The 22,044-nt window shown below is 71.4% G+C and carries 22 protein-coding genes; 7 read left to right on the forward strand and 15 right to left on the reverse strand.

The window, feature by feature from the left end; genetic code table 11:
* Positions 1 to 287, reverse strand: a 287-nt coding sequence (locus tag QZ772_RS03945) for a RidA family protein (protein ID WP_295523236.1), incomplete at its 3' end; no start/stop codon positions are given.
* A 150-nt stretch (positions 288 to 437) separates the two neighbouring features.
* Entirely contained in the window at positions 438 to 1,394 is a 957-nt protein-coding gene (locus QZ772_RS03950) for a LysR family transcriptional regulator (protein ID WP_295523238.1), read from the reverse strand.
* Between the two features lie 115 nt (positions 1,395 to 1,509).
* Between QZ772_RS03950 and QZ772_RS03955 the strand changes: the two genes are divergently transcribed.
* Together QZ772_RS03955 and QZ772_RS03960 are read left to right on the forward strand one after the other, a co-directional pair.
* Positions 1,510 to 2,526 carry a tripartite tricarboxylate transporter substrate binding protein gene (locus tag QZ772_RS03955; RefSeq protein ID WP_295523240.1) on the forward strand — a complete coding sequence of 339 codons (1,017 nt, stop codon included), beginning with the start codon at positions 1,510 to 1,512 and terminating at the stop codon, positions 2,524 to 2,526.
* On the forward strand, positions 2,526 to 4,049 hold the full coding sequence (locus tag QZ772_RS03960) for an amidase (RefSeq protein ID WP_295523242.1): 1,524 nt from the start codon (positions 2,526 to 2,528) through the stop codon (positions 4,047 to 4,049). Before QZ772_RS03955 ends, QZ772_RS03960 begins: the two co-directional genes overlap by 1 nt.
* A 21-nt stretch (positions 4,050 to 4,070) precedes the next feature.
* On the opposite strand, the gene QZ772_RS03965 is transcribed toward QZ772_RS03960, so the two are convergent.
* Together QZ772_RS03965 and QZ772_RS03970 are read right to left on the reverse strand one after the other, a co-directional pair.
* Complete coding sequence (locus QZ772_RS03965; protein WP_295523244.1) at positions 4,071 to 5,021, reverse strand: polysaccharide deacetylase family protein; 951 nt, start codon at positions 5,019 to 5,021, stop codon at positions 4,071 to 4,073.
* 10 nt (positions 5,022 to 5,031) lie between these two features.
* Entirely contained in the window at positions 5,032 to 5,448 is a 417-nt protein-coding gene (locus QZ772_RS03970; protein ID WP_295523246.1) for a nuclear transport factor 2 family protein, read from the reverse strand.
* 138 nt (positions 5,449 to 5,586) lie between these two features.
* Here QZ772_RS03970 and QZ772_RS03975 point away from each other — a divergent pair, with 138 nt between their 5' ends.
* The 3 genes from QZ772_RS03975 to QZ772_RS03985 are packed head-to-tail and all read left to right on the forward strand — an operon-like array spanning position 5,587 to position 8,991.
* Positions 5,587 to 6,843 carry a benzoate/H(+) symporter BenE family transporter gene (locus tag QZ772_RS03975; protein WP_295523248.1) on the forward strand — a complete coding sequence of 419 codons (1,257 nt, stop codon included), beginning with the start codon at positions 5,587 to 5,589 and terminating at the stop codon, positions 6,841 to 6,843.
* Entirely contained in the window at positions 6,840 to 7,793 is a 954-nt protein-coding gene (gene gshB / locus QZ772_RS03980; protein WP_295523251.1) for a glutathione synthase, read from the forward strand. The genes QZ772_RS03975 and gshB overlap by 4 nt, the downstream gene beginning before the upstream one ends.
* A gap of 31 nt (positions 7,794 to 7,824) precedes the next feature.
* Positions 7,825 to 8,991: an acyl-CoA dehydrogenase family protein gene (locus tag QZ772_RS03985; protein WP_295523253.1), complete on the forward strand. Its 1,167-nt coding sequence runs from the start codon at positions 7,825 to 7,827 to the stop codon at positions 8,989 to 8,991.
* A gap of 80 nt (positions 8,992 to 9,071) precedes the next feature.
* Here QZ772_RS03985 and QZ772_RS03990 read toward each other — a convergent pair whose 3' ends face one another.
* Genes QZ772_RS03990 through QZ772_RS04000 form a run of 3 tightly spaced genes read right to left on the reverse strand, consistent with a single transcriptional unit; the run spans position 9,072 to position 12,038 of the window.
* A complete protein-coding gene (locus tag QZ772_RS03990) occupies positions 9,072 to 9,938 on the reverse strand; it encodes a CoA ester lyase (protein ID WP_295523255.1) in 867 nt (288 codons plus the stop codon).
* 15 nt (positions 9,939 to 9,953) lie between these two features.
* Positions 9,954 to 11,135, reverse strand: a complete 1,182-nt coding sequence (locus tag QZ772_RS03995) for a CaiB/BaiF CoA-transferase family protein (RefSeq protein WP_295523257.1) — start codon at positions 11,133 to 11,135, stop codon at positions 9,954 to 9,956.
* Positions 11,136 to 11,180: 45 nt separating this feature from the next.
* Complete coding sequence (locus QZ772_RS04000) at positions 11,181 to 12,038, reverse strand: MaoC family dehydratase N-terminal domain-containing protein (RefSeq protein WP_295523259.1); 858 nt, start codon at positions 12,036 to 12,038, stop codon at positions 11,181 to 11,183.
* 230 nt (positions 12,039 to 12,268) lie between these two features.
* Here QZ772_RS04000 and QZ772_RS04005 point away from each other — a divergent pair, with 230 nt between their 5' ends.
* The gene (locus QZ772_RS04005) at positions 12,269 to 13,195 is read left to right on the forward strand and encodes a LysR substrate-binding domain-containing protein (RefSeq protein ID WP_295523261.1); all 927 of its coding nucleotides are present in this window, start codon (positions 12,269 to 12,271) and stop codon (positions 13,193 to 13,195) included.
* A gap of 13 nt (positions 13,196 to 13,208) precedes the next feature.
* On the opposite strand, the gene QZ772_RS04010 is transcribed toward QZ772_RS04005, so the two are convergent.
* The 4 genes from QZ772_RS04010 to QZ772_RS04025 form a co-directional block, all read right to left on the reverse strand.
* Positions 13,209 to 15,458: a TonB-dependent receptor gene (locus QZ772_RS04010; protein WP_295523263.1), complete on the reverse strand. Its 2,250-nt coding sequence runs from the start codon at positions 15,456 to 15,458 to the stop codon at positions 13,209 to 13,211.
* A gap of 133 nt (positions 15,459 to 15,591) precedes the next feature.
* On the reverse strand, positions 15,592 to 16,356 hold the full coding sequence (locus QZ772_RS04015) for a class II glutamine amidotransferase (protein WP_295523264.1): 765 nt from the start codon (positions 16,354 to 16,356) through the stop codon (positions 15,592 to 15,594).
* A gap of 38 nt (positions 16,357 to 16,394) precedes the next feature.
* Complete coding sequence (locus QZ772_RS04020) at positions 16,395 to 16,796, reverse strand: VOC family protein (RefSeq protein WP_295523266.1); 402 nt, start codon at positions 16,794 to 16,796, stop codon at positions 16,395 to 16,397.
* 108 nt (positions 16,797 to 16,904) lie between these two features.
* The gene (locus QZ772_RS04025; protein ID WP_295523268.1) at positions 16,905 to 18,389 is read right to left on the reverse strand and encodes a DHA2 family efflux MFS transporter permease subunit; all 1,485 of its coding nucleotides are present in this window, start codon (positions 18,387 to 18,389) and stop codon (positions 16,905 to 16,907) included.
* Between the two features lie 214 nt (positions 18,390 to 18,603).
* On the opposite strand from QZ772_RS04025, the gene QZ772_RS04030 reads away from it, so the two are divergent.
* Positions 18,604 to 20,004, forward strand: coding sequence for a putative zinc-binding metallopeptidase (locus QZ772_RS04030; protein ID WP_295523270.1), 1,401 nt, complete (start codon positions 18,604 to 18,606; stop codon positions 20,002 to 20,004).
* 17 nt (positions 20,005 to 20,021) lie between these two features.
* Here the strand turns inward: QZ772_RS04030 and QZ772_RS04035 are convergent, their stop codons facing one another.
* The 4 genes from QZ772_RS04035 to QZ772_RS04050 are packed head-to-tail and all read right to left on the reverse strand — an operon-like array spanning position 20,022 to position 21,887.
* A complete protein-coding gene (locus tag QZ772_RS04035; protein WP_295523272.1) occupies positions 20,022 to 20,267 on the reverse strand; it encodes a zinc-ribbon domain-containing protein in 246 nt (81 codons plus the stop codon).
* Between the two features lie 20 nt (positions 20,268 to 20,287).
* Positions 20,288 to 21,013, reverse strand: coding sequence for an OmpA family protein (locus QZ772_RS04040; RefSeq protein ID WP_295523274.1), 726 nt, complete (start codon positions 21,011 to 21,013; stop codon positions 20,288 to 20,290).
* Complete coding sequence (locus QZ772_RS04045) at positions 21,010 to 21,630, reverse strand: hypothetical protein (protein WP_295523276.1); 621 nt, start codon at positions 21,628 to 21,630, stop codon at positions 21,010 to 21,012. Before QZ772_RS04045 ends, QZ772_RS04040 begins: the two co-directional genes overlap by 4 nt.
* A complete protein-coding gene (locus QZ772_RS04050) occupies positions 21,627 to 21,887 on the reverse strand; it encodes a hypothetical protein (RefSeq protein WP_295523278.1) in 261 nt (86 codons plus the stop codon). Before QZ772_RS04050 ends, QZ772_RS04045 begins: the two co-directional genes overlap by 4 nt.
* Between the last annotated feature and the right edge of the window lie 157 nt (positions 21,888 to 22,044).

Genomic DNA, 22,044 nt, shown 5'->3' on the forward strand with positions numbered 1-22,044 from the left:
AAGGTGGTGCGCACCGGCCGCGGCTCGGCGAAAGCGGCGGCATAGACGCCGTTGAAGGCGGCGAAGTCGGCCGCATCGACCAGGTAGGCCGTCACGCTCACAACGTCCGACAGGGCCAGCCCATGGCTGGCGAGCGTGGCCGCGATGCGCTCCAGGCACAGGCGCGTCTGCGCCTCGATGCCGGCCGGCACCGAGCCGTCGGCGGCGATGCCCAGTTCGCCGGAAAGGAAGACGAGCGGGCCGACGGAGCGGACCTTGGAGAAGGGCAGGGCGGAGGTCTGGGTCATGAACGATGCCGGCGCAGGGCGCCGGCCCTGAGGGTGGGGAGGCGGCGCGATCGAGCGCCGAAGGCGATTATTCCGCCGCCTGCGTTGCCGACCAATGTGAGCTTCGCAAGATCGGATTGCCGTTAGCGCAAGGCAGCGACTGCCATCGTGTCACTCCAACGTTTTGCGCAGGTGATCGATGAAGGCCCGCGCCGCATCCGGCAGATGGCGCCCGGCCATGGTCTGCACCTCGAAGTGGCGCTCGTTCATCTCACGGTCGCGCAGCGGGATGGCCACCACGGCACGGTTGTGCAGCTGCTGGCGCAGCGCCAGCTCGCCGCAGAAGGTGACGGCCTGGGTGTGGGTCACGTACTGGATCAGCGGATAGAGATGGTCGCTGGTGATCACCGGCTGCAGGACCAGACCTTGGCGGCTGCAGCTGATGTCCAGCAACTGGCGCAGCGTGGATGTGCCGGCCGGCAGCGCCAGCGGCCAGGCCGGCAACTGGGCGAGCGACAGCTGTCGGCGATCGGCCAGCGGATGCCCGGGTGCCACCACCGCCATCACGGGGGAGGGATGACGAAAGGCCACCTGCAGGCCGCTTTCGGAGCTGAGGCTCACCGTCACGCCGATGTCGACCAGGCCCTCGCGCACGCGGCGCGCCACCTCGCGCTGCACCGCCATGTCCAGCTGGAAGCGGATGCCCGGGCAGCGCGCCTGGAAGTCCGCCACCACCGCGGGCAGGAATTCGTAGGCGAAGCCTTCGGTCGCCACGATGCGCACCTCGCCCTGGCGCAGGCCGCGCAGGGCCAGGATGTCGTCGGTCACGCGCTCGATGTCCAGCCAGGCGCGGCGGGCATGGGCGGCCAGCAGCTCGCCGGCGGAATTGAGCGTCATGCCGCGAGCGCGGCGCTCGAAGAGCAGGGTGTCCAGCTCGCGCTCCAGCCGGCCGATCTGGCGGCTGACGGCCGAGGGCGCCACCTCCAGCCGGGCCGCGGCTTCGGTGACCGAGCCGGCGCGTGCCACCTCCAGGAAGTAGCGCAGGGCCACCTCCTGCAGCACGCGCTGGTTGGGATCGCGCCGTGCAGGCTTGGCGGCGGGGGTGGACGCGGGCGGGGGAGAAGCCATCGGATGCGGTGCCAGAACATTGCCGAATCGGCAATGAAGCTTTAAGAGCCTTGTGCTTGCTGCACGGGAGGCGCGTTTCTAGCATGCCGCCATCGTCTTCCGAAAGGCCTGCGCCATGACCTTCGCGTCCATCCCCGCTTTCCGTCCTGCCTCGGTGTCCCGCCGCGCCGCCGTATGCAGCCTGCTCGCGCTGGCCGCCAGCGCCGGCGCGCTTCCTGCCATGGCGCAGCCGGACTACCCCAGCCGGCCGATCACGCTGGTGATCCCCTTCCCGCCCGGCGGCAGCGCCGACGTCATCGGCCGGCTGATGGGCCAGCGGATCTCGACCGCCCTGGGCCAGCCGGTGGTGGTGGACAACCGCCCGGGCGCCGGCACGGCCATCGCCGCCGGCTACGTCGCCAAGGCGCCCGCGGACGGCTACACGCTGCTGCTGGGCTCGCCCTCGACCTTCACGGCCAATCCGGCCATCCGCAGCAACCTGCCCTACGACCCGGTCAAGAGCTACGACCCCATCGCCATCGTGGCGCGCATCCCGCTGGTGCTGCTGGCCAACAAGGACGTGCTCATCAACACGGTGAAGGAATTCGTGGCCGCCGCGAAGGCCTCGCCCGAGAAGTATTCGTACGCCTCCTTCGGCGCCGGCACCACCTCGCACTTCGCCGGCGAGATCATCCTGGGCGCCGTCGGCGCGAAGATGCTGCATGTGCCCTACAAGGGCAGCGCCCCGGCCATGACCGACCTGATCGGCGGCCAGGTGCCCTTCTCGGTGGACACCGTCACCGCCGCCATTCCGCAGCTCAAGGGCGGCAAGGTCAAGGCCATCGCCGTGACCACGGCCAAGCGCTCGTCGCAGCTGCCGAACGTGCCCACCTTCGCCGAGGCGGGCTATCCCGACATCAACGTCGACACCTGGATCATGCTGGTCGCGCCCAAGGGCACGCCCGCGCCGGTGCGTGAGCGGCTGGAGAAGGCCATCGCGCAGATCGTCGCCTCGCCCGACACCAAGGCCGCGCTCGCGGCCCAGGGTGCCGAGCCGGCCTTTGCCGGCCAGGCCGCGTCGGCGAAGCAGATCGAGAACGAACTGCCGCTGATGCGCGCCGTCGCCCAGCGCGCCAACATCCGGGCGGACTGATGGCCCAGATCGTCGAACTCTCCGCCGTCGAGCAGCGCCGCCTGATCGGCGCCCGCCAGCTCTCGCCCGTCGAACTGCTGGAGGCCTGCATCGCGCGCATCGAGCAGGTCAATCCTTTCGTCAACGCCGTCACCGCCACCTGCTTCGAGCGCGCACGCGGCGAGGCCCGCGCCGCCGAGCAGGCGGTGATGCGCGGCGAGCCGCTCGGCCTGCTGCACGGCCTGCCGCTCGGCGTGAAGGACCTGGAGCCCACGGCCGGCCTGCTCTCCACCTCGGGCACGCCCAGCCTGCGCAACCATGTGCCGGCGCAGGACATCGAGCTGGTGCGCCGCCTGCGCGCTGCAGGCGCCATCGTGGCCGGCAAGACCAACGTGCCCGAGATGGGCGCGGGCGCCAACAGCCGCAATCCGGTATGGGGCGCCACCGGCAACCCCTTCGACACCAACCTCAATGCCGGCGGCTCCTCGGGCGGCTCGGCGGCGGCGCTGGCGCTGGACATGCTGCCGGTGTGCACCGGCTCGGACACCGGCGGCTCGCTGCGCATCCCCGCTGCCAAGTGCGGCGTGGTCGGCCTGCGGCCCTCGCCCGGCGTGGTGCCCAGCGTGCGCAAGCCGATGGGCTGGTCGCCCATCTCGGTGGTCGGGCCCATGGGCCGAAGCGTGGCCGATGCCTGCCTGCAACTGGCGGCCACCGCCGGCCCGCATGCGGGCGATCCGCTCAGTCATCCGCTCGACGCCATGGCCTTCCTGGCGCCGCGCACGGCCGACCTGTCGCGCCTGCGCGTGGCCTGGACCGAGGACTTCGGCTGCTGCGACGTCGACCCCGTGGTGCGCCGCGCCTTCCGCGAGAAGATGGCCGCCATGCGCCACCTCTTCGCCGCCTGCGACCAGGTGCCGTTCGCGCTGGGCGAGGTGCACCGCTGTTTCGACGTGCTGCGCGCCGAGGCCTTCGTGGCCGGCATGCGCGAGACCTACGAGCGCAACCCCCAGAGCCTGGGCCCCAACCCGCGCGCCAACTACGAGATGGGCGTGCGCATGAGCCTGCTCGACAGCGCCTGGGCGCAGACCGAGCAGACGCGCATCATCGGCCGCTTCCAGAAGGTGTTCGAGGGCTACGACCTGGTCATGTCGCCCACCACGCCGGTCTCGCCCTTCCCGTGGACGCTGCCGTACGCCGCCGAGGTGGACGGCCGCCCGCAGGAGAACTACTACCGCTGGCTGGCGCTGACCTACGTGGTCACGCTCACCACGCACCCGTCCATCAGCCTGCCCTGCGGGACGGACGAGCGCGACATGCCATTCGGCCTGCAGGTGACCGGCGCCTTCCGTGGCGACCTGCCGCTGCTGTCGGCTTCGCTGGCCATGGAGCAGGCTTTCTCCTCGTCGCCGACGCTGGCGCGGCCGCGGCCGGACATCGCGAAGCTGCGGCCGGCCGATCCGCCGCTCACCAGCATCGTCACCGCCGCGCCGGACGATCCGCGGGCCAGCCGGCCCACCGAAGCCGGCGCCGCCTCGGTCGTGTGACCTGGGCGCGCGGTAGGGCCTTCAGTCGAAGGCCCCCGCCGGCGCATCCGCGGCCGCGGTCTCCATATGCCGCGCGATGCCGCCGGGCGTGGTGAACCACACGCGGCCCTCGTCGCGCGCGCGGGCCAGGTGGCCCAGCACCTCGCGCAGGTGCCGCAGCCGGTAGGGCTGGCCCACGATGTACGGATGCAGCGCCAGCCCCATCACCAGCGGCTGGGCCTGCGACTGCATCAGCATCTCCTCGAAGTTGTCCACCACCATGTCGCAGAAGGCGCGCGAGTCCATCTGGCGCGCCACGATCATGGGGATGTCGTTCAACTCCTGCGGATAGGGCACGGCCCACAGCCGCCCGCCGCCGCGGGTGCGCATGCGCATCGGTTGGTCGTCGTGGCACCAGTTGAGCGTGTACGTGTAGCCCGTCTCGGCCAGCAGGTCGGGCGTGAGGCGGCTCTCGGAGATCCAGGGCGACAGCCAGCCCGCCGGTGCCTGGCCGCTCTCGCGTTCGATGCGCGTGCGGCAGCGCTGCAGCAGGGCGCGTTCCTCGTCCTCCGACAGCTGGCCCTGGCGCTCGGCATTGCTGTGGCCGTGGCCGATCAGCTCATCGCCGCGGGCCGCGAAGGCCTGCACGAGTTCGGGGCAGTGGTCGTACAGGGCGGTGTTGATGAGCGTGCCGGTGGGCAGGCCCAGCTGGTCGAAGAGTTCCAGGCAGCGCCAGGCGCCCACGCGGTTGCCGTATTCGCGCCAGCCGTGGTTGAGCACATCCGGATGCGGCGACGCAGGGCCGATGCAGGCGCCCAGGCCATCGCCGAAGGCGAAGTGCTCGATGTTGAAGCCCAGGTACACCGCCAGCCGCGCGCCATTGGGCCAGGCGTAGTCGTGGCGGCGGGTAATGGGCCGGTAGTCGAAGCGGTCATGCCCCGGCAGGCGCTCGGGCCAGCGGGTGCGGGCGGGGTCGTGCGGCGCGGCGGTCATCGTGCGCGGCTCACAGCGTCGCCAGGCCGGCGCGCACCAGCAGCCATTCGGCGCTGTCGTTCCACACGTCCATCTGCACGATCAGGCCGCGGCGCACGACATAGCGGTCGACGTAGCGGTTGCCTTCGAAGGGCGTGCCGTCGGGCCAGGCGCCGTAGAGCGTGCCCAGGCTGTAGACCACGGTCTCGTCCTCCGTGCCGCCGGCCACCGTCTCGGTGCGCTCGATCTTCTTCTTGACCCAGGCGTAGCGTTTGGCGTTGAAGGCCGAGGTGTCGCCGGGCGCGGTCATCGGCCGGTTGCCGGTGAAGCGGATGCGGATGTCCGGCGCGGTGTACCGCGAGGCCGAGGCCGGGTCGGGAATCATCACGAGGCGCAGGAACTCGTCCACGATCTCGGCGGGGGTGGTGGGAGGGGCGGGGGTCGTCATGGGCGTGGTCCGGTCTTTGGCGAAAGGGCCGGGCGCTGCAAGCCACGTGCCCGGCCGGTGGAGGGCGCCAGTGTCGGTGCGCCTGCGATCCGGGGCCAGCCCTGCCTCCGACAGGCCCGCCCGGCACAATCGTCGGCTATGCGTTTTATCCGGGATGTCAACCTGCCCGCCTTCACCGCCGGCTTCGTCGCGGTGCTGGTGGGCTTCACCAGTTCGGTGGCCATCGTGTTCCAGGCCGCGCAGGCCTTCGGCGCCGATTCCGCCCAGATCGCCTCCTGGATGTGGGCGCTGGGCCTCGGCATGGGCCTGGCCACCGCCATCCCATCGCTGTGGCTGCGCAAGCCCGTGATGGTGGCCTGGAGCACGCCCGGCGCCGCCGTGCTGGCCACCGCAGGCGCGGGCTATTCGATGGGCGAGGCCGTGGGCGCCTTCATCGTCTGCGCGGCGCTCATCACGCTGGCCGGCGCCACCGGCTGGTTCGAGCGGGTGATGAACCGCATCCCCATGGCCATCGCCTCGGCCCTGCTGGCGGGCGTGCTGGCGCGCTTCGGCCTCTCGGCCTTCACGGCGGCGCAGACGGCGCTGCCGCTGGTACTGCTGATGCTGGCGACCTACCTGGCAGGCAAGCGCTGGCTGCCGCGCTACGCCGTGCCGCTGACGCTGGCCGTGGCCGTCGCCTATGCGGCCGTGCGCGGCCAGCTGGCCTGGAGCACAGTGCATTTCTCGCTGGCCATGCCGGTCTTCACGATGCCGCAGTTCACGTGGCAGGCGGCCGTCAGCCTGGCGCTGCCGCTCTTCGTCGTGACCATGGCCTCGCAGAACCTGCCGGGGGTGGCGGCCATTCGCGCCGCGGGCTACGACATGCCGATCAGCAAGCTCATCACGCTGACCGGCGTGGCCACGCTGCTGCTGGCCCCCTTCGGCGGCTATGCGCTCAACCTGAGCGCGATCACCGCCGCCATCTGCATGGGCCGCGAGGCGCACGAGGATCCGCACAAGCGCTACACCGCCGCCGTGTGCTGCGGGCTCATCTATGTGCTGATCGGCTGCTTCGGCGCCGCGGTGGCGGGGCTGCTGACGGCCTTCCCAAAGGAACTGGTGGCGGCCATCGCCGGACTGGCGCTGCTGTCGACCATCGGCGGCGGCCTGGCCACGGCCCTGCGCGACGAGACCCACCGCGAGGCGGCGCTCATCACCTTCCTGGTCACGCTCTCGGGCGTGACCCTCTTTGGCATCGGCTCGGCCTTCTGGGGCGTGGTGGCCGGTGCGGCCGCGCTGCTGGTGCAGCAGGCCGGCCGGTCAAAGACCCCCGCCGGCAAGGACATCGCTCCTGCCTGCAAGATCAGGCTGGACGCCCGCCAGGGCGGCCACGACAACAAGCACAAGCCATCATGAACTTCCTCTTCGTCGCCGATCCGCTCGACCTGTTCAAGACCTACAAGGACACCACCTTCTCGATGATGCGCGAGGCCCAGCGGCGCGGCCACCGGATCGCCGCCTGCCTGCCGCAGGACCTGGGCTGGCGCTCCGGCGGCGTGGTCGAGGCCGAGGTGCTGCGCATCACCCTGACCGGCGATGCCGACGACTGGTACACGGTGGACCTGCGCGAGCGCGTGGCCCTGAAGGACTTCGACGCCGTGCTCATGCGCAAGGACCCGCCCTTCGACGCCGAGTACATCTACGCCACCCACCTGCTGGAGCAGGCCGAGCGTGAGGGCGCGCATGTGGTCAACAAGCCGCGGGCGTTGCGCGACCACCCGGAAAAGTTGGCGATCATGGAGTTTCCGGAATTCACCGCGCCCACGCTGGTCACGCGCAGCGACGCGGCGGTGCGCGCCTTCCATGCCGAGCACGGCGACATCATCCTCAAGCCGCTGGACGGCATGGGCGGCATGGGCATCTTCCGCGTCAAGCAGGACGCGCTCAACCTCGGCTCCATCATCGAGACGCTCAACAAGGGCGGCGCCGAGACGATCATGGTCCAGCGCTTCGTGCCCGAGATCAGCCAGGGCGACAAGCGCGTGCTGGTGATCGCCGGCCAGCCGGTTCCCTACTGCCTGGCGCGCATCCCGCAGGGCACCGAGGTGCGTGGCAACCTGGCGGCCGGCGGCAAGGGCGTGGCCCAGCCGCTGTCGGCTGACGACCGCCGCATCGCCGAGGCCATCGGCCCGAAGCTCTTCGCGCGCGGACTGCTGCTGATCGGCCTGGACGTGATCGGCGGCTCGCTCACCGAGATCAACGTCACCAGCCCGACTTGCTTCCAGGAGATCCACGACCAGACCGGCTGCGACGTGCCGGCGCTGTTCGTCGATGCGCTGGAGGCGCAGGTGAAGGCCCCGATCTGAGGACCGGCGCGGCCCGGCCGCGCGCCACGCCATGATCGAGCAGACACAGTCCCACAACCACCCCGAGATCCGCGATGCCGTGCGCGCCCTGTGCGCGGAATTCCCCGACGCCTACTTCCGCGACATCGACGCGCAGCGCGCCTACCCCGAGGCCTTCGTCGATGCGCTCACCCGCGCCGGCTGGCTGGCGGCGCTGATCCCGCAGGAATACGGCGGCTCGGGCCTGGGCCTCACCGAGGCCAGCGTGGTGATGGAGGAAATCAACCGCTGCGGCGGCAATGCCGGCGCCTGCCACGGCCAGATGTACAACATGGGCACGCTGCTGCGCCACGGCTCCGAGGCCCAGAAGCAGCGCTTCCTGCCGCGCATCGCCAGCGGCGAATGGCGCCTGCAGTCGATGGGCGTGACCGAGCCCACCACCGGCACCGACACCACCAAGATCAAGACCACCGCCGTCAAGAAGGACGGCCGCTACGTGGTCAACGGCCAGAAGGTGTGGATCAGCCGCGTCCAGCATTCCGACTGGATGATCCTGCTCGCGCGCACCACGCCGCTGGCCGAGGTGACGAAGAAGTCCGAGGGCATGTCGATCTTCATGGTCGACCTGACAGAGGCGCAGCAGCGTGGCCTCACGGTGCGGCCCATCGCCAACATGGTCAACCACGAGACCAACGAGCTGTTCTTCGAGAACCTGGAGATCCCCGAGGAGAACCTCATCGGCCAGGAAGGCCTGGGCTTCAAGTACATCCTCGACGGGCTGAACGCCGAGCGCACGCTGATCGCGGCCGAATGCATCGGCGACGGCTACTGGTTCATCGACCGCGTGACGCACTATGTGCGCGAGCGCCAGGTCTTCGGCCGGCCCATCGGCCAGAACCAGGGCGTGCAGTTCCCCATCGCCGATGCCTTCATCGAGGTCGAAGCGGCCAACCTGATGCGCTGGAAGGCCTGCGAGCTGTTCGATGCGCACCAGCCCATGGGCGCGCAGGCCAACATGGCCAAGTACCTGGCGGCCAAGGCCAGTTGGGAGGCGGCCAATGCCTGCCTGCAGTTCCACGGCGGCTTCGGCTTCGCCTGCGAATACGACGTGGAGCGCAAGTTCCGCGAGACGCGGCTCTACCAGGTGGCGCCCATCTCCACCAATCTGATCTTCTCGTACGTGGCCGAGCACGTGCTCGGCCTGCCGCGCTCCTTCTGACGCCGGCCGGCGTTGCGCAGGGCGGCGTCACCGCCGCCGTGGATGTCTTGACGGTGCCCGGCCCGGCTGCCGGGCCGAGCTCACCGCTGCCTGGCCAGCAGGCGCCGTGCCTGCAGCACCACCGGCAGATCGGCCATGCGGCCGTCCACCTGCACCGCGGCGCCGCCGGCGGCCGCATCGGCGGCCAGCACGCGCCGCGCCCAGTCGGCCTGCTGTGGCGTCGGGGCCAGGGCCTCATGCACCACCGCCACCTGCGCGGGATGGATGCACAGCTTGGCGCCGAAGCCGAAGCGCAGCGACCGCTGCGTGTCGCTGCGCAGCCGGCCCTCGTCCTGGATGGTGACGGTGACACCATCGACGGCCGGCGCCAGCGCATTCAGCCGCGTGGCCATGGCCACCGCGAAGCGCAGTGGCGCGAGCTCGGCCTCGTCCTCGCCGCACAGTAGGCCGGTGTCGGCCATGAAGTCGATGTGGCCCACCACCAGGCGCAGCACGTCGGGCGCGGCGGCGATGCCGGGCAGGGCCTGCCAGCCGGCGGCGCTTTCGATCAGCGGCAGCACCGGCACCGCCGCGCCGAGCGCCGCCCGCACCTGCCGCACGTCCGCCGCCGATTCCGCCTTGGGCAACATCACGGCCCATGGAGCCCGTGACGCCGCGAGGGGAGCCAGTGCCGCCAGGTCGGCCAGGCCCAGCGGCTGCGCCACCGCATTGATGCGCACCACCAGCGGCGTGCCCAGGGCCGCCAGCACCGGCCAGGCCGACACGACCGCCTGACGGGCCGCATCCTTGTCGGCCGGTGGCACGGCATCTTCCAGGTCGAGCACGACCGCGTCGGCGCCGCTGCGCACGGCCTTCTCGAAGCGCTCCGGCCGGTTGCCCGGCACGAACAGAAAACTGCGCGCCTGCGCGAGGGCGCTGGAGGAAACAGACGGGGCAGGCAGGTTCATGACATGGCGCCCTTGTCAGATGGCACCGTCGGCCCGCAACGTGTTCACCATCGTCTCGCTGCAGCCCAGCTCGCGCAGCAGGGCCTCGGTGTGCGCGCCCAGCGCGGGCACGCCGTCCATGCGCGCGGCAAAGGCGCTGGATCGGCCCGGCGGCAACAGGGCGGGCACGGGACCGGCGGGCGTGTCCACCTGCGTCCAGCGCGCGCGGGCGTGCAGCTGGGGATGGGCCCACACGTCCTGCATCTCATTGACGCTGGCATTGGCGATCTGCGCCTCGTCCAGGCGCTGGCGCACCTGCGGCGCCGTGAGCGGCGCGAAGGCCGTCTCGATCAGCGTGCGCAGCGCGTCGCGCTGGGCCACACGCTTCGGATTGGCGTCGAAGCGCGGGTCGCTGGCCAGCTCCGGCTGCTGCAGCACCACGCGGCAGAACACCGCCCATTCGCGCTCGTTCTGCAGGCCCAGCATCACGGTGCGGCCATCGCCGGCCTTGAAGGGCCCGTAGGGAAAGATGGTGGCATGCGCCGCCCCGGCACGCGGCGGCGGCGTCGCGCCGTCGAAGGCGTAGTACATCGGAAAGCCCATCCACTCCACCATGCTCTCCAGCATCGAGACGTCGATGTGGCTGCCCTCGCCGGTGGCCTGGCGCTGCAGCAGCGCGGCCAGGATATGGGTGTACGCGTACATGCCCGCGGCGATGTCGGCGATGGAGCAGCCGGCCTTGGCGGGCGACTCGGGCGTGCCCGTCACCGAGACGAAGCCGGACTCGCTCTGGATCAGCAGGTCGTAGGCCTTGCGGTCGCGATAAGGCCCGTCCTCGCCATAGCCGGAGATGTCGCACACGATCAGCCGCGGGTGCCGCGCGTGCAGCGCCTCGTACGACAGTCCCAGCCGCGCCGCGGCGCCCGGCGCCAGGTTCTGCACCAGCACGTCGGCGCCTTCCAGCAGCCTGGCCAGCACGTCGGCGGCGGCGGGGTGCTTCACGTCCAGCGTCAGGCTTTCCTTGGAACGGTTGGTCCACACGAAGTGGGAGGACAGGCCGTTGACGCGCGTGTCGTAGGCGCGGGCGAAGTCGCCGCTGCCGGGGCGCTCGACCTTGATGACGCGCGCGCCCAGGTCGGCCAGCTGGCGGGTGCAGAAGGGAGCGGCGATCGCATGTTCCAGCGTGACGACAGTCACGCCATCGAGGGGACGGGCCAAGAGAGCCTCCAGCGTCGGGTTTTGGGGCAGCGCGGGCCGTGCCGCTCAGGCCAGCGTGGCCCGGGCGTCCATGGTCAGGTGGCCCAGGTGGTCGCGCGCCCACAGGTGCACCGTGCCGTCGCCCTCGGGCGCGCCGCAGACCTCGAAGGATTCGGTGTCGAAGGTGGGCTTCATCGCGCGGAAGCTGAACTGCCGCACCGTGGCCTCGGGGCGCTGGCGGCGCAGCAGGTCCAGCAGCAGCGTGGCGATCAGCGGGCCATGGACCACCAGGCCGGGATAGCCCTCCACCTCGGTGACGTAGCGCCGGTCGTAGTGGATGCGGTGGCCGTTGAAGGTCAGGGCCGAGTAGCGGAACAGCAGCACGTCGTCGGGCGCGATGCGGCGCACCCAGGCCGCATCGGTCGGGGCCGCCACCGGCGCCGGTGGCAGGTCGTCCGGCGCTGGCGTATCGCGGTAGACGATGTCGTGGCGCTCCTCGATGGCGAGTTCGCCATCGGCCTCGATGCGGTGGTCGACGTTGACGAACACCAGCGGCCCGGTGCGGCCCTCCTTGAGGCGCACGTCGGCGATGCGCGAGCTGCGCACCAGGCTCTGGCCCACGCGCAGTGGCCGGTGGAAAGACAGCTGGCTGCCGGCCCACATGCGCCGCGGCAGCGGCACCGGCGGCAGGAAGCCGCCGCGCTGCGGATGGCCGTCCGGCCCCAGCTCGGATTGCCGCGCCGCGGGGAGGAAGTACAGCCAGTGCCACAGCGGCGGGATCGGCGCGCCGGGCGCCTGCGGCGCGTCGTCGCGGTCCAGCGTGGCGGTGAGCGCGCGCAGCGGCGCGGCCGTGACATGGTCGTGCAGCTGCTCGGTGCGGCCGATCCATGGGCGCAGAAGGTCGATGTCGAGGGCCTGGGGCATGCGGGTCTCCGTGGGCGGCCGGCGTCCGGGGCGCTGGCGATGCGGCCGATTCTGGTCGCCCGAGCGCTAGCTGTGAAATACTGATTCGGGCTAGCGGCTAGACCGTCTGCAGATAGCGGGAAGTCGCGCAGTCGTTGCTGCGAGGCGGCGTGCGTCCAGGGGCTGCGCCGTGCGTCCGGCATGCAGCCGGCCCGCCCCATCGCCTTCCGCCCACCGACAGGAACCCCGACATGGAACTGCGGCAACTGCGTCATTTCATCGCCGTGAGCGAGGCGGGCAGCCTGCTCAAGGCCTCGGCGCGCGTGCACGTGGCGCAGCCGGCGCTGGGCCAGCAGATCGCCGCGCTGGAGGCGGAGCTGGGGGCGCCGCTGTTCGTGCGCTCCAGCCGCGGCATGACGCTCACACCTGCGGGCACGGTCTTCCTGGAGCACGCCAGGGTGGTGCTGGCCGATGCCGAGCGGGCACGCCTGGCCGTGCGCGAGTCGCTGGACGTGCCGCAGGGCGAGGTGGCCATCGGGCTGCCCACCACCGTTGCGCTGGTGGCCACGCTGCCCATCCTGCGCGCCTGCCGCGAGCGCCTGCCGCAGGTGCGGCTCAAGCTGGTCGAGGGCTACAGCGGCTTCGTGCGCGAATGGCTGCTGTCGGGCCGGCTGGACCTGGCCCTGCTGTACGGCGATGCCCAGGAACCCGGCCTGGCCAAGCGCCCCCTGCTGGATGACCGCTTGGTGCTGGTGACCGGCTTGGCGCAGGGCCGGGTGCCCCGGCGCATCGGCCTGGCCTCGCTGGCCCGCTGGCCGCTGGTGCTGCCGGGCCGCGAGCATGGCCTGCGCCGGCTGATCGACGAGGCCTGCGCGCCCGCGGGCGTGCAGCTGGACGTGGTGGCCGAGATCGAGTCGCTGGGCAGCGTGAAGCGGGCGGTGGAGGAGGGCATCGGCAGCACCATCCTGGCGGCCGGCGCCGTCGCCGAGGAGGTGGCGGCGGGCCGGCTGCGCACCGTCGCCATCGACGGGCCCGGCATGCGGCGGCGCGTGGTGCGCGTCCTGGGCACCGCGCGCCCGCAGACCGTGGCCTGCGCCGCGGTCGATGCGCTGGTGGTGGACGTGCTGCGGGACATGACCCGCTCCGGCGCCTGGCCCGCCACTTGGATCGGGCCCTGAACCCGCGCGCTGCTCAGAAGTCGACCGTGGCGCTCACGTTGAAGGTGCGCGGTGCGCCCTGCACCAGGTAGCCGTAGCCCGGATAGCCGCCCACCGAGGCCCAGTAGTTGCGGTCGGTGGCGTTGTCGATGCGGGCGCGGAAGGTGACGGGCTTGCCGGCGACTTCAGTGAGGTAGCGCGCGCCGACGTCCAGGCGCGTCCAGCCGGGCACGCGCAGGGTGTTGGCCGCGTCGGCATAGCTGCTGCCGTTGCGCACGACGCGGCCGGTGAGGGCCAGGCCCGGCACGCCGGGCACGTCCCACTCCAGGCCGAGGCTGCCCTGGGCACGCGCCACGCCGATGACGCGCTTGCCGTCGGTGGTGGCGCTGCCGGTGTTCTTCTGCTCGGCATCCAGCCAGGTCACGCCGCCGAGCACGCGCAGTCCGCGGGTGATCTCCCCGAAGGTGTTGAGCTCCACGCCCTGGTGCCGGTCCTCGCCACGGGCCGAGAAGATGCCGGTCGCCGTGTCCAGGTAGGCGCGTGGCTTCTCGGTGCTGAAGACGGCCACGGTCGCGCCGATGCGGCCGCCGTCGTACTTCAGGCCCACTTCCTTCTGCTTGGAGACATACGGGGCCAGCGCCTGGCCGCCGTTGACCACCACCACGCCGTTGGTGGCGGTCGGCGCCGTGTCGCCCTGCGCCAAGCCTTCGATGTAGTTGGCGTAGATCGACAGGTTGTCCTGCAGCCGGAAGACGACGCCCGCCACCGGGCTGGTGCGGCTCTGGTCGTAGCTGCTGATGCCGGTGCTGCCCGCCACGAAGCGGCCGGCATTGGCGACCACGTAGGGGATGCTGGTCGATTCGAGGGTCTGGTAGCGCGCGCCCAGCGTCACCCGCAGGCGGTCGCCCAGAAAGGACAGCGTGTCGCCCAGTGCCCAGCTCTTGAGCGTGGTGGTGCCGTTGAGCGCGGGGCTGGTGAGGTCGTTGCCCAGGTAGCTGAGGCCCGGCGCGAAGCGGGCCACCGGCGTGTAGATGCTGCTGGCGACCGAGGAGCCTGCCGCCAGACCCATGGCATAGGCGTTCTTCTTCTGCAGGTCGTACCAGGAATAGCCCAGCACCCATTCATGGCCCACACTGCCCGTGCGCAGCTTGCCGCGCAGGCCCAGCTCGGCCGTCTTCACGTCGTCCTCGCGGGTGTTGTCGAAGCGCGTGGCCGTGCTGGCGCCGGTGAAGGCGTTGTTGACCGTGGGATTGGCCAGCGCGTTGCTCTCCGCGCTGCGCCGTGCGCCTGCGGCGGCCCAGGCGGTGACGGCGGGTGTGATGTCGTACTCGCCACGCAGGGAGCCGAAGGTGTCGCGCTCCATGGAATAGGTCCAGGGCTGGGCGTAGTTGCTGCGGCCGTCGGGCGCGCGCGGCACGACGGTGACGGCGCTGCCCAGCGTCACGTTGGGCCGGGCCGCCTCGAGCATGTGCTCCTGGTGGCCGATGTCGGCCGACACGCGGGCATCGCGGCCGCGCCAGTCCAGGCCGACCGACAGTGCACTCAGCTTGACCGACTCGCCGTCGACGCCAGTGCCGCCGTCGCGGTGGGCGGCATTCACGCGCACACCCAGGCTCTGGTCCTGGCCGAAGCGCCGCGCGATGTCGGCGGCGGCATAGCCCTGCGAGCCGCTCGCGCCGCCCACCGTCACCTGCGTCAGCGGCTCGTTGCCCGCGCGCTTGGGCAGCAGGTTGATGTTGCCGCCGATGCCGCCGCCCGATGGCGTGGCGCCGTTGAGGAAGGCGCTCGCGCCGCGCAGCACCTCCACGCGCTCGAACAGTTCCGAGGCGATGTATTGCCGCGGCAACAGGCCGTACAGGCCGTTGTAGGCGATGTCGTCCGAGTTCACGATGAAGCCGCGCATGAAGTACGACTCCTGGAAGTTGCCGAAGCCGCGCGCCACCCGCACCGAGGGATCGTTCTGCAGCACGTCGGCCACGCTGCGGGCCTGCTGGTTCTGGATCAGTTCCTGCGTGTAGGCCGTGGTGGCGAAGGGCGTGGCCATCAGGTCGACGTTGCCCAGCAGGCCCACGCGTCCGCCGCGGGCGACCTGACCGCCGGCATAGGGCTTGGTCAATCCTTCGGCCGAGGCGTCGGCGCTGGCCTCGACGGTGACGGTGGACAGCGTGCCGGCTGTGGTGGGTGCGGTCGTCGCGGCGGGCGGGGTCTGGGCCGAGGCGGCCAACGCCTGCAGGGCCAGGCCGGCGGCCAGGGCCAGCGGCCCCGGCGTGAAGAGACGGGTCATGGAGATGGGTGTTGAAGAGAATGCGAATTGTTATTATTAGTTAACGCATCGTCAACGCAAGGCGGCGCAGGCGCAAGCCCGCCATTGCAGCGGGGCCATCTCTCAAAGGGAGCCGCGAAGGGGATCGGGGGTGTCAGCCCCTGCGTCTGCCGTTCTCGAAGACCCGCAGCTCCCCGGACGCGAACGGCACCCAGGTCTCGTTGGTCGTCAGCGGCGCCGTCACCACCACCGCCACGCGGTCGTCGGGCGTGGTGTGCTGGGCGAAGTCCATCGACAGGTCCTCGTCGGCCAGTTGCGCGAGGGTGAAGGGATGCTGCCGCTCGATGGACCAGAGGTTGGTGGACGCGTGCGCCCACAGTGCCTGCCCGTTGGAGAGCAGGAAGTTGAAGGTGCCGTGCTTCGCGATGCGCGGCGCCAGCTCACGCAGCGTGAGCGTCAGCTCGTCCACGCTCGGTACGTCGGCATGCGACTTGGCCAGCTCTTGCATCAGCCAGCAGAAGGCATGCTCGCTGTCGGTGCCGCCCACGGGATGGAAGTTGCCGTGCAGCCGTGGGCGGAAGTCCCTCAGGTCGCCGTTGTGGGCGAACACCCAGTAGCGGCCCCACAGCTCGCGCACGAAGGGATGGCAGTTCTGCAGGTTGACCGCGCCCTGCGTCGCCTTGCGGATGTGGGCGATGACGTTGCGGCTCTTGATGGGGTAGCGGCGGATCAGCTCCGCCACCGGCGAATCGCAGGCCGGCAGGTGGTCCACGAAGTGGCGCAACCCGCGGTCCTCGAAGAAGGCGATGCCCCAGCCGTCCGCATGGTGGTCGGTGCGGCCGCCGCGCTGGGCGAAGCCGGTGAAGCTGAACTGCACGTCGGTGGGCACGTTGCAGTTCATTCCGAGGAGCTGGCACATGGCGGCGGCGGGGCGGATGCAGGAAAAGAGAAAGGGACTCAGGCCTTGCGGCCCGGGCGGTACAGCGCGCAGAGCTTGTGGCCGTCGGGGTCGCGCACATAGGCGAGGTGCACGCCGCCATGGCCCTCGCCGCGCGGGCCGGGCGCGTCCTCGATGGAGGTGCCGCCGTGGGCCACCGCCACGTCGTGGAACTGGATCAGCTGCTCGGGCGACGTGCACTTGAAGCCGATGGTCGCGCCGTTGGAGACGGTGGGGGCCTCGCCATTGATCGGCTCGGTGATGCCGAAGGTGTTGCCGTCGTGGCGCCAGAACACGCGCTGGTGGCCGCCGGGGCCGGTGTTGCGCACGCCTTCCGGTGCACCCAGCACGCCGAGCACGGCGTCGTAGAAGCGCTTGGCGCGTTCGATGTCCTGGCTACCGACCATCACATGGTTGAGCATCTGCGGGATCTCCTTCGTTGTTGTCGGGCGAGCTCGCCCGGGTTGGGGAAAAAAGGCGGCCCCGATTAGACCCGAGCCGTCCGGTCGCGGCTGTCGCGCACACTGTCGTCAGAGCGCGCCGCGGTGGTGCCGCTCCCGTAGCTGCAGCGCCGCCAGCAGTGCCAGCCCGCACAGCGCCGCCAGGATCAGGAACACCTCGTCGAAGGCCGCCAGCCGTGCCGGGCTGCTCTGCAGTTGCGCCAGCGAATCCCCGTGCGCCGACAGCCGCCATTCCAGCACCACGGCGCACAGGCTCACGCCGGCCGAGCCGCCCAGCTGCCGCAGGAAGCTGATGGCACTGGCGCCCTGCGGGATCATGGTCTTGGGCAGCGGCCGCATCGAGCCGATGTTGAGCGAGGGCAGGATGAAGCCCAGCCCGATGCGCCCGATGACCGCATACAGCGTCAGCAGCCAAAGCGGCCCGGCCAGCGACAGCGTGGGCATCAGCGCGAAGCTGGCGGCCAGCAGCAGCAGGCCGGTGCTCACCAGCAGCCAGGTCGGATGTCGGTCGGCCAGCCGTCCCACGCCGGCGATCGTGAAGGCCAGCACGATGCCGGCCGGCAGCATGATCGTGCCCACGTGCGAGGCCGACAGGTGCAGCGCCACCTGCATGAACACCGGCAGCAGGTAGGTCGAGCCGAACAGCGCCGTGCCGTAGATGAAGGCCACCACCGTGCCCATGGCGAACTGCCGGTGGGTGAACAGGCGCATGTCCATCAGCGGCTCGCCGCCGCGCGCGGCCAGGCGCCGCTCCCACCACACGAAGGTGGCCAGGGCGGCGGCGGCCAGCACCAGCAGCAGCGCGGCCTGGCCGGGTGCATCGCCGCGCAGTTCCACCAGCCCGTTGAGCAGGCACAGCGTGCCCGCGGTGCCGATCAGCAGGCCGCGCCAGTCCAGCGCATGGCTGCGGCCGGCTTGGGCGCCGCCGGGCGCCGTGGGCGGCACGAACTTCCAGGCCAGCCAGAAGGCCGCCAGGCAGAAGGGCACCACCATGAAGAAGATGGAGCGCCAGCCCGCCAGGTCCACCAGCACGCCGCCAATGCTGGGGCCCACCGCGGGCGCCAGCACCACGCCCATGCCGAAGAAGCCGCTGGCGCGGCCCTGCTCGTGCGGCTCGAAGGCGCGCAGGATGATGATGGCCGGGATGGGCTGCACCACGCCCGCCGCCAGCCCCTCCATGACGCGCGCGGCCAGCACCAGCGGGAACAGGTCCGCCAGCCCGCCCAGCAGCCCGCCGGTCAGCAACAGCACCATGGTGCCGACATAGGTGCGCCGGTAGCCGAAGCGCGCCAGCAGCCACGGCGTGGTCAGCATGGAGGCGGTCATCGCCACCATGAAGCCGGAGCTGACCCATTGCGCCCGCTCCTGCCCCAGGCCGAAGTGCCGGCTCAGGTCGGGGATGGCCACGTTGACCACGGTGGAGGACATGATCGAGGCCATCGTGCCCACCATGACCGACAGCAGCAGCAGCCAGCGGTAGCGCGGCCCATAGCGCTGGCGCAGCGGCGAATGGGCGGGCGGGGCGGAGGCGGGAGAGGGCGTGGGGGCGGTCATGGAGCAGGGGCCGTCGGGAGCGGCGCCCCCGCGGGAACGGGTGGCCCGTCCGGTCCTACAAGCATACGGGGCTTCGCCCGCCGAGCGACGCGAGGGGGCGTCTGAACAATCCTGCGGTCCGGGGGCGGAGCAGGGCACAAGCGCATCGCTGGCGCATGTGTCGAACGCCGTGCGCTCCCTCGTCCCGATATCGATTCACAACAGGGGAGTGCCCATGCTCACATCCGACAGTTCTTCCGCCCAGGTGCACAGTGGCGGCGCGCTGGCCGACGAACTGGCCGCGCCGGCCGTCAGCCGCGCCTACGTCTGCCAGTGCGGCCGGCCGGTCTATCTGCGCAACAGCCAGTGCCTGGCCTGCGGCACGCCACTGGGCTACGTGACCTCGCGGGTCGGTGTGCTGCCGCTGGCGCCCACCGACGATCCCGAACTGTTCACCGTCTTCGGCGAGCCGGCCGGGCCGCGCTACCGGCGCTGCGCCAACTTCAGCACCGCCGCCGGCTGCAACTGGCTGGTCCCCGACGACGAGGAAGCCGACCCGGGCCTGGCGCACACCCACGGCCTCGCGCCGGGCCTGTGCCTGGCCTGCAGCGCCACACGCACCATCCCCGACCTGTCGGTGCCCGAGAATTCCGAGCTGTGGCTGAAGATGGAGACGGCCAAGCGCCGCCTGATGTCGCAGCTGCTGGCGCTGGGCCTGCCGATCAGCACCCGGCTGGCCGATCCGGCGCATGGCCTGGCGTTCGACTTCCTCTCCAACCTGCCAGGCGCACCGCGCGTGCTCACCGGGCATCAGGACGGCGTGATTACCCTCAACATCGAGGAAGGCGACGACGCCCAGCGCGAGAAGACGCGCGCCGAGATGCGCGAGCCCTACCGCACGCTGGTGGGCCACTTCCGCCACGAGATCGGCCACTACTACTGGGACGTCCTGGTCGCGCCCACGCCCTGGCTGCAGGACTTCCGCGCCCTGTTCGGCGACGAGACGCAAGACTACGGGCAGGCCCTGCAGCGCCACTACGAGAACGGCCCGCCGGCCGACTGGGCGCTGCGCTACGTCACCAGCTACGCCAGCACCCATCCCTGGGAGGACTGGGCCGAGACCTGGGCGCACTACCTGCACATGGCCGACACGGTGGACACCGCCCTGAGCTTCGGCGTCAACGCCGTGAACGTCGAACTCACCAGCGACCTCTTCACGCGCGAAGACCTCTGGAAGCCCGAGCACGAGGACGCCGACCGCTTCCTGGACTTCCTCAACGGCTGGGTGCGGCTGACGAACGTGCTCAACGAGCTGTCGCGCAGCATGGGCCAGCCGGACTTCTATCCCTTCGTGCTGCCGCATGCGGCGGTGGGCAAGCTGCAGTTCATCTACCAACTGGTGACCGCGCAGCGCGGCCAGCCGGCGCCGGTGCGCGCCGAGAGTGGCGAGCCGGCGCCGGTGCAGGAGCCGCCGCCGGCCGGCGATCCGGTGCCGGTGCAGGATCCGTCGCCCGAGCCCGCCGTGTCGCAGCAGGACCAGGCGCCCGTCCCGGTCGAGGGCGCCGCGGCGATGTCCGCGGAGGCACCTGCCGCGAACGCGGACGAGCCGTTGCCGCAGCAGCCGCTCGCCGCCTGATCGAAGCGGCGGTGCGCTCAGCGCGCCGTCGTGAACATCACGATCAGCAGGGCGATGCCCGCAAGGAAGGCGAGCAGCCGCGCCACCCACGGGAACACCAGCCAGGCGCCCAGCACCGCCGTCAGTCGGCCGAGCAGTCCTGGCATCACCAGACGTCGATCGGCAGGATGACCCGTGGCGGCGATCGGCGCGCCGCAGTTGGGGCAGCTCGGCGCGCGCGGCGACACGCGGCGTCCGCAGTCGGGGCAGTCGATCAGCGCCATGGCATCTCCTCGTTGTGCGCTCATCCGTTGGAGGCGCGCGGGCCGATCACGATCTCCACACGCCGGTTCTTCTGCCGGCCTTCGGGGTCGTCCCGGCCATCGGGCCGGGTGTTGGCGGCGATGGGCTCACGCCGGCCCAGGCCTTCGGTCTCCAGCTTTCTCGTGCCCGTCGCGGCGGCCAGCCGCTCGGCCACGCGCTGCGCGCGACGCAGAGACAGCGCCTCGTTGTAGGCATCGCTGCCGCGCGCATCCGTGTGGCCGCGCACCCGCACCGGGGCATCGGGATAGCCCTGCAGCAGTTCGGCCGCGCGGGCCAGTGCGGGCTCGGCGTCCGGCCGCAGATCGGCCTTGTCGAAGTCGAAGAGCACGTCCGCCGGCAGGTCGACGACGATGGCCTTCTGCGGCGTCGGCCGGGCGTTCAGCTCGGTGAGCAAGGTGCGGGTGCGGGCCAGGCGTGCGGGCGGCACCTCCGCCAGACGCAGCGTGGTGTCGGGCGTGCCGGCCTTGCCGAAGGTGGATTCGGACGCGGCGCGCTGCCAACTGCTGCCGGTGCCGGCCGGGCGCCATTCGCTGACGGGTGCGCCAGCCGCTGGTTGCCAGCGCGTGGGCGTTCCGGCCAGCGACTGGGCGCTGCGCCGCACCTGATAGCCGCCACCCCCTGCGGCCGACGCCGGGGTCGCCTGTGCCATCGCGGCGCAGGCGACGAGCAGCCCGGCCGCGCCGACCACGGCTGCCGCGCGGTTCATCCGCCGGCCTTGAGCGGCAGCACCATCTCCAGGCCGGGGCTGTTGGTGTCGTCGGGCGGACTGCCTTCGTTGATGACGAGCTTGACCTGCCGCGCATCGGCCGGCACCGCGCCCAGGAAGACCAACCGGCCTTCCATGGTGTCGCCGGTCTTGATCTTGAGGTAGCGGTTGTCCTCGGGCCGCTTGAGCATCAGCTTGTTGCCGGCCTCGTCCTGCAGGTAGGTGTCGCCGGACGCCATCTGCGTCCAGTTGGTGAGCGGGCTGGCGAAGGAGGCGCTGACGTCCAGCACGGTCGCATCCGGCCCCAGCTCCACGCCCTTCACGCGAACGGTGAGGCCGGCGCTGGCCACGCCCTGCACGGACAGGGGCAACTGGCGTGCGCTGGTGGGGGTGGCGGCGGCGGGCGCAGCAGAAGGCGCGGGCGCAGGCGCGGAAGCGCCGCTTGCTGCAGGCGCCGCCGCAGGGGGCACTGCGGGCGCCGGGCTGGTCATTGGCGCGGCGGCAGGTGACGGCGTGGGGGTGGACGCTGCCGGCGTGCTGTCCTGGTCGGAGCAGGCGGCCAGCAGGCCCGCGGCCAGTACGAGGGCGGCGAGTGGGAAGGCGTGCGTGGGCTTCATCGGATGTTGACGCTGTTGACGTTGGCTGCCGCCCCGGCCCCGCCCTGGGCACAGTCGACGCCCGCCTTCACGTCGCGCGTGTTGCGGCCGGTGACGACGACGGTGCGGCCCTGCAGGGCGCGGCTGTCGATGTCGACGCTGTTGACGTTGGCGCCGGCCGTGGTGGCGGTGCCGTCGGCGCAGCGCACCTGCACGTTGCTGGCGCTGTTGCCGGTGACTTCGATGCGGTTGGTGCCGGGGCCGGGACGTTCGATCATGGTGGTCGTGCTTCGCTCGGAAGAAAGGCCGGCGGCCCAGCCGGCGCCTGCCACCAGGCCGGCGGCGAGTGCTGCCCCGACACGGGGCGCCCGCAAGGGGCTGCGGGCGGGGGATGCGGGAGGGGTGGAAGGTCTCTTGATCATGGCGAAGGTCTCG

The sequence above is a fragment of the uncultured Pseudacidovorax sp. genome (assembly GCF_913773995.1).
GTDB lineage: Bacteria > Pseudomonadota > Gammaproteobacteria > Burkholderiales > Burkholderiaceae_C > Xenophilus.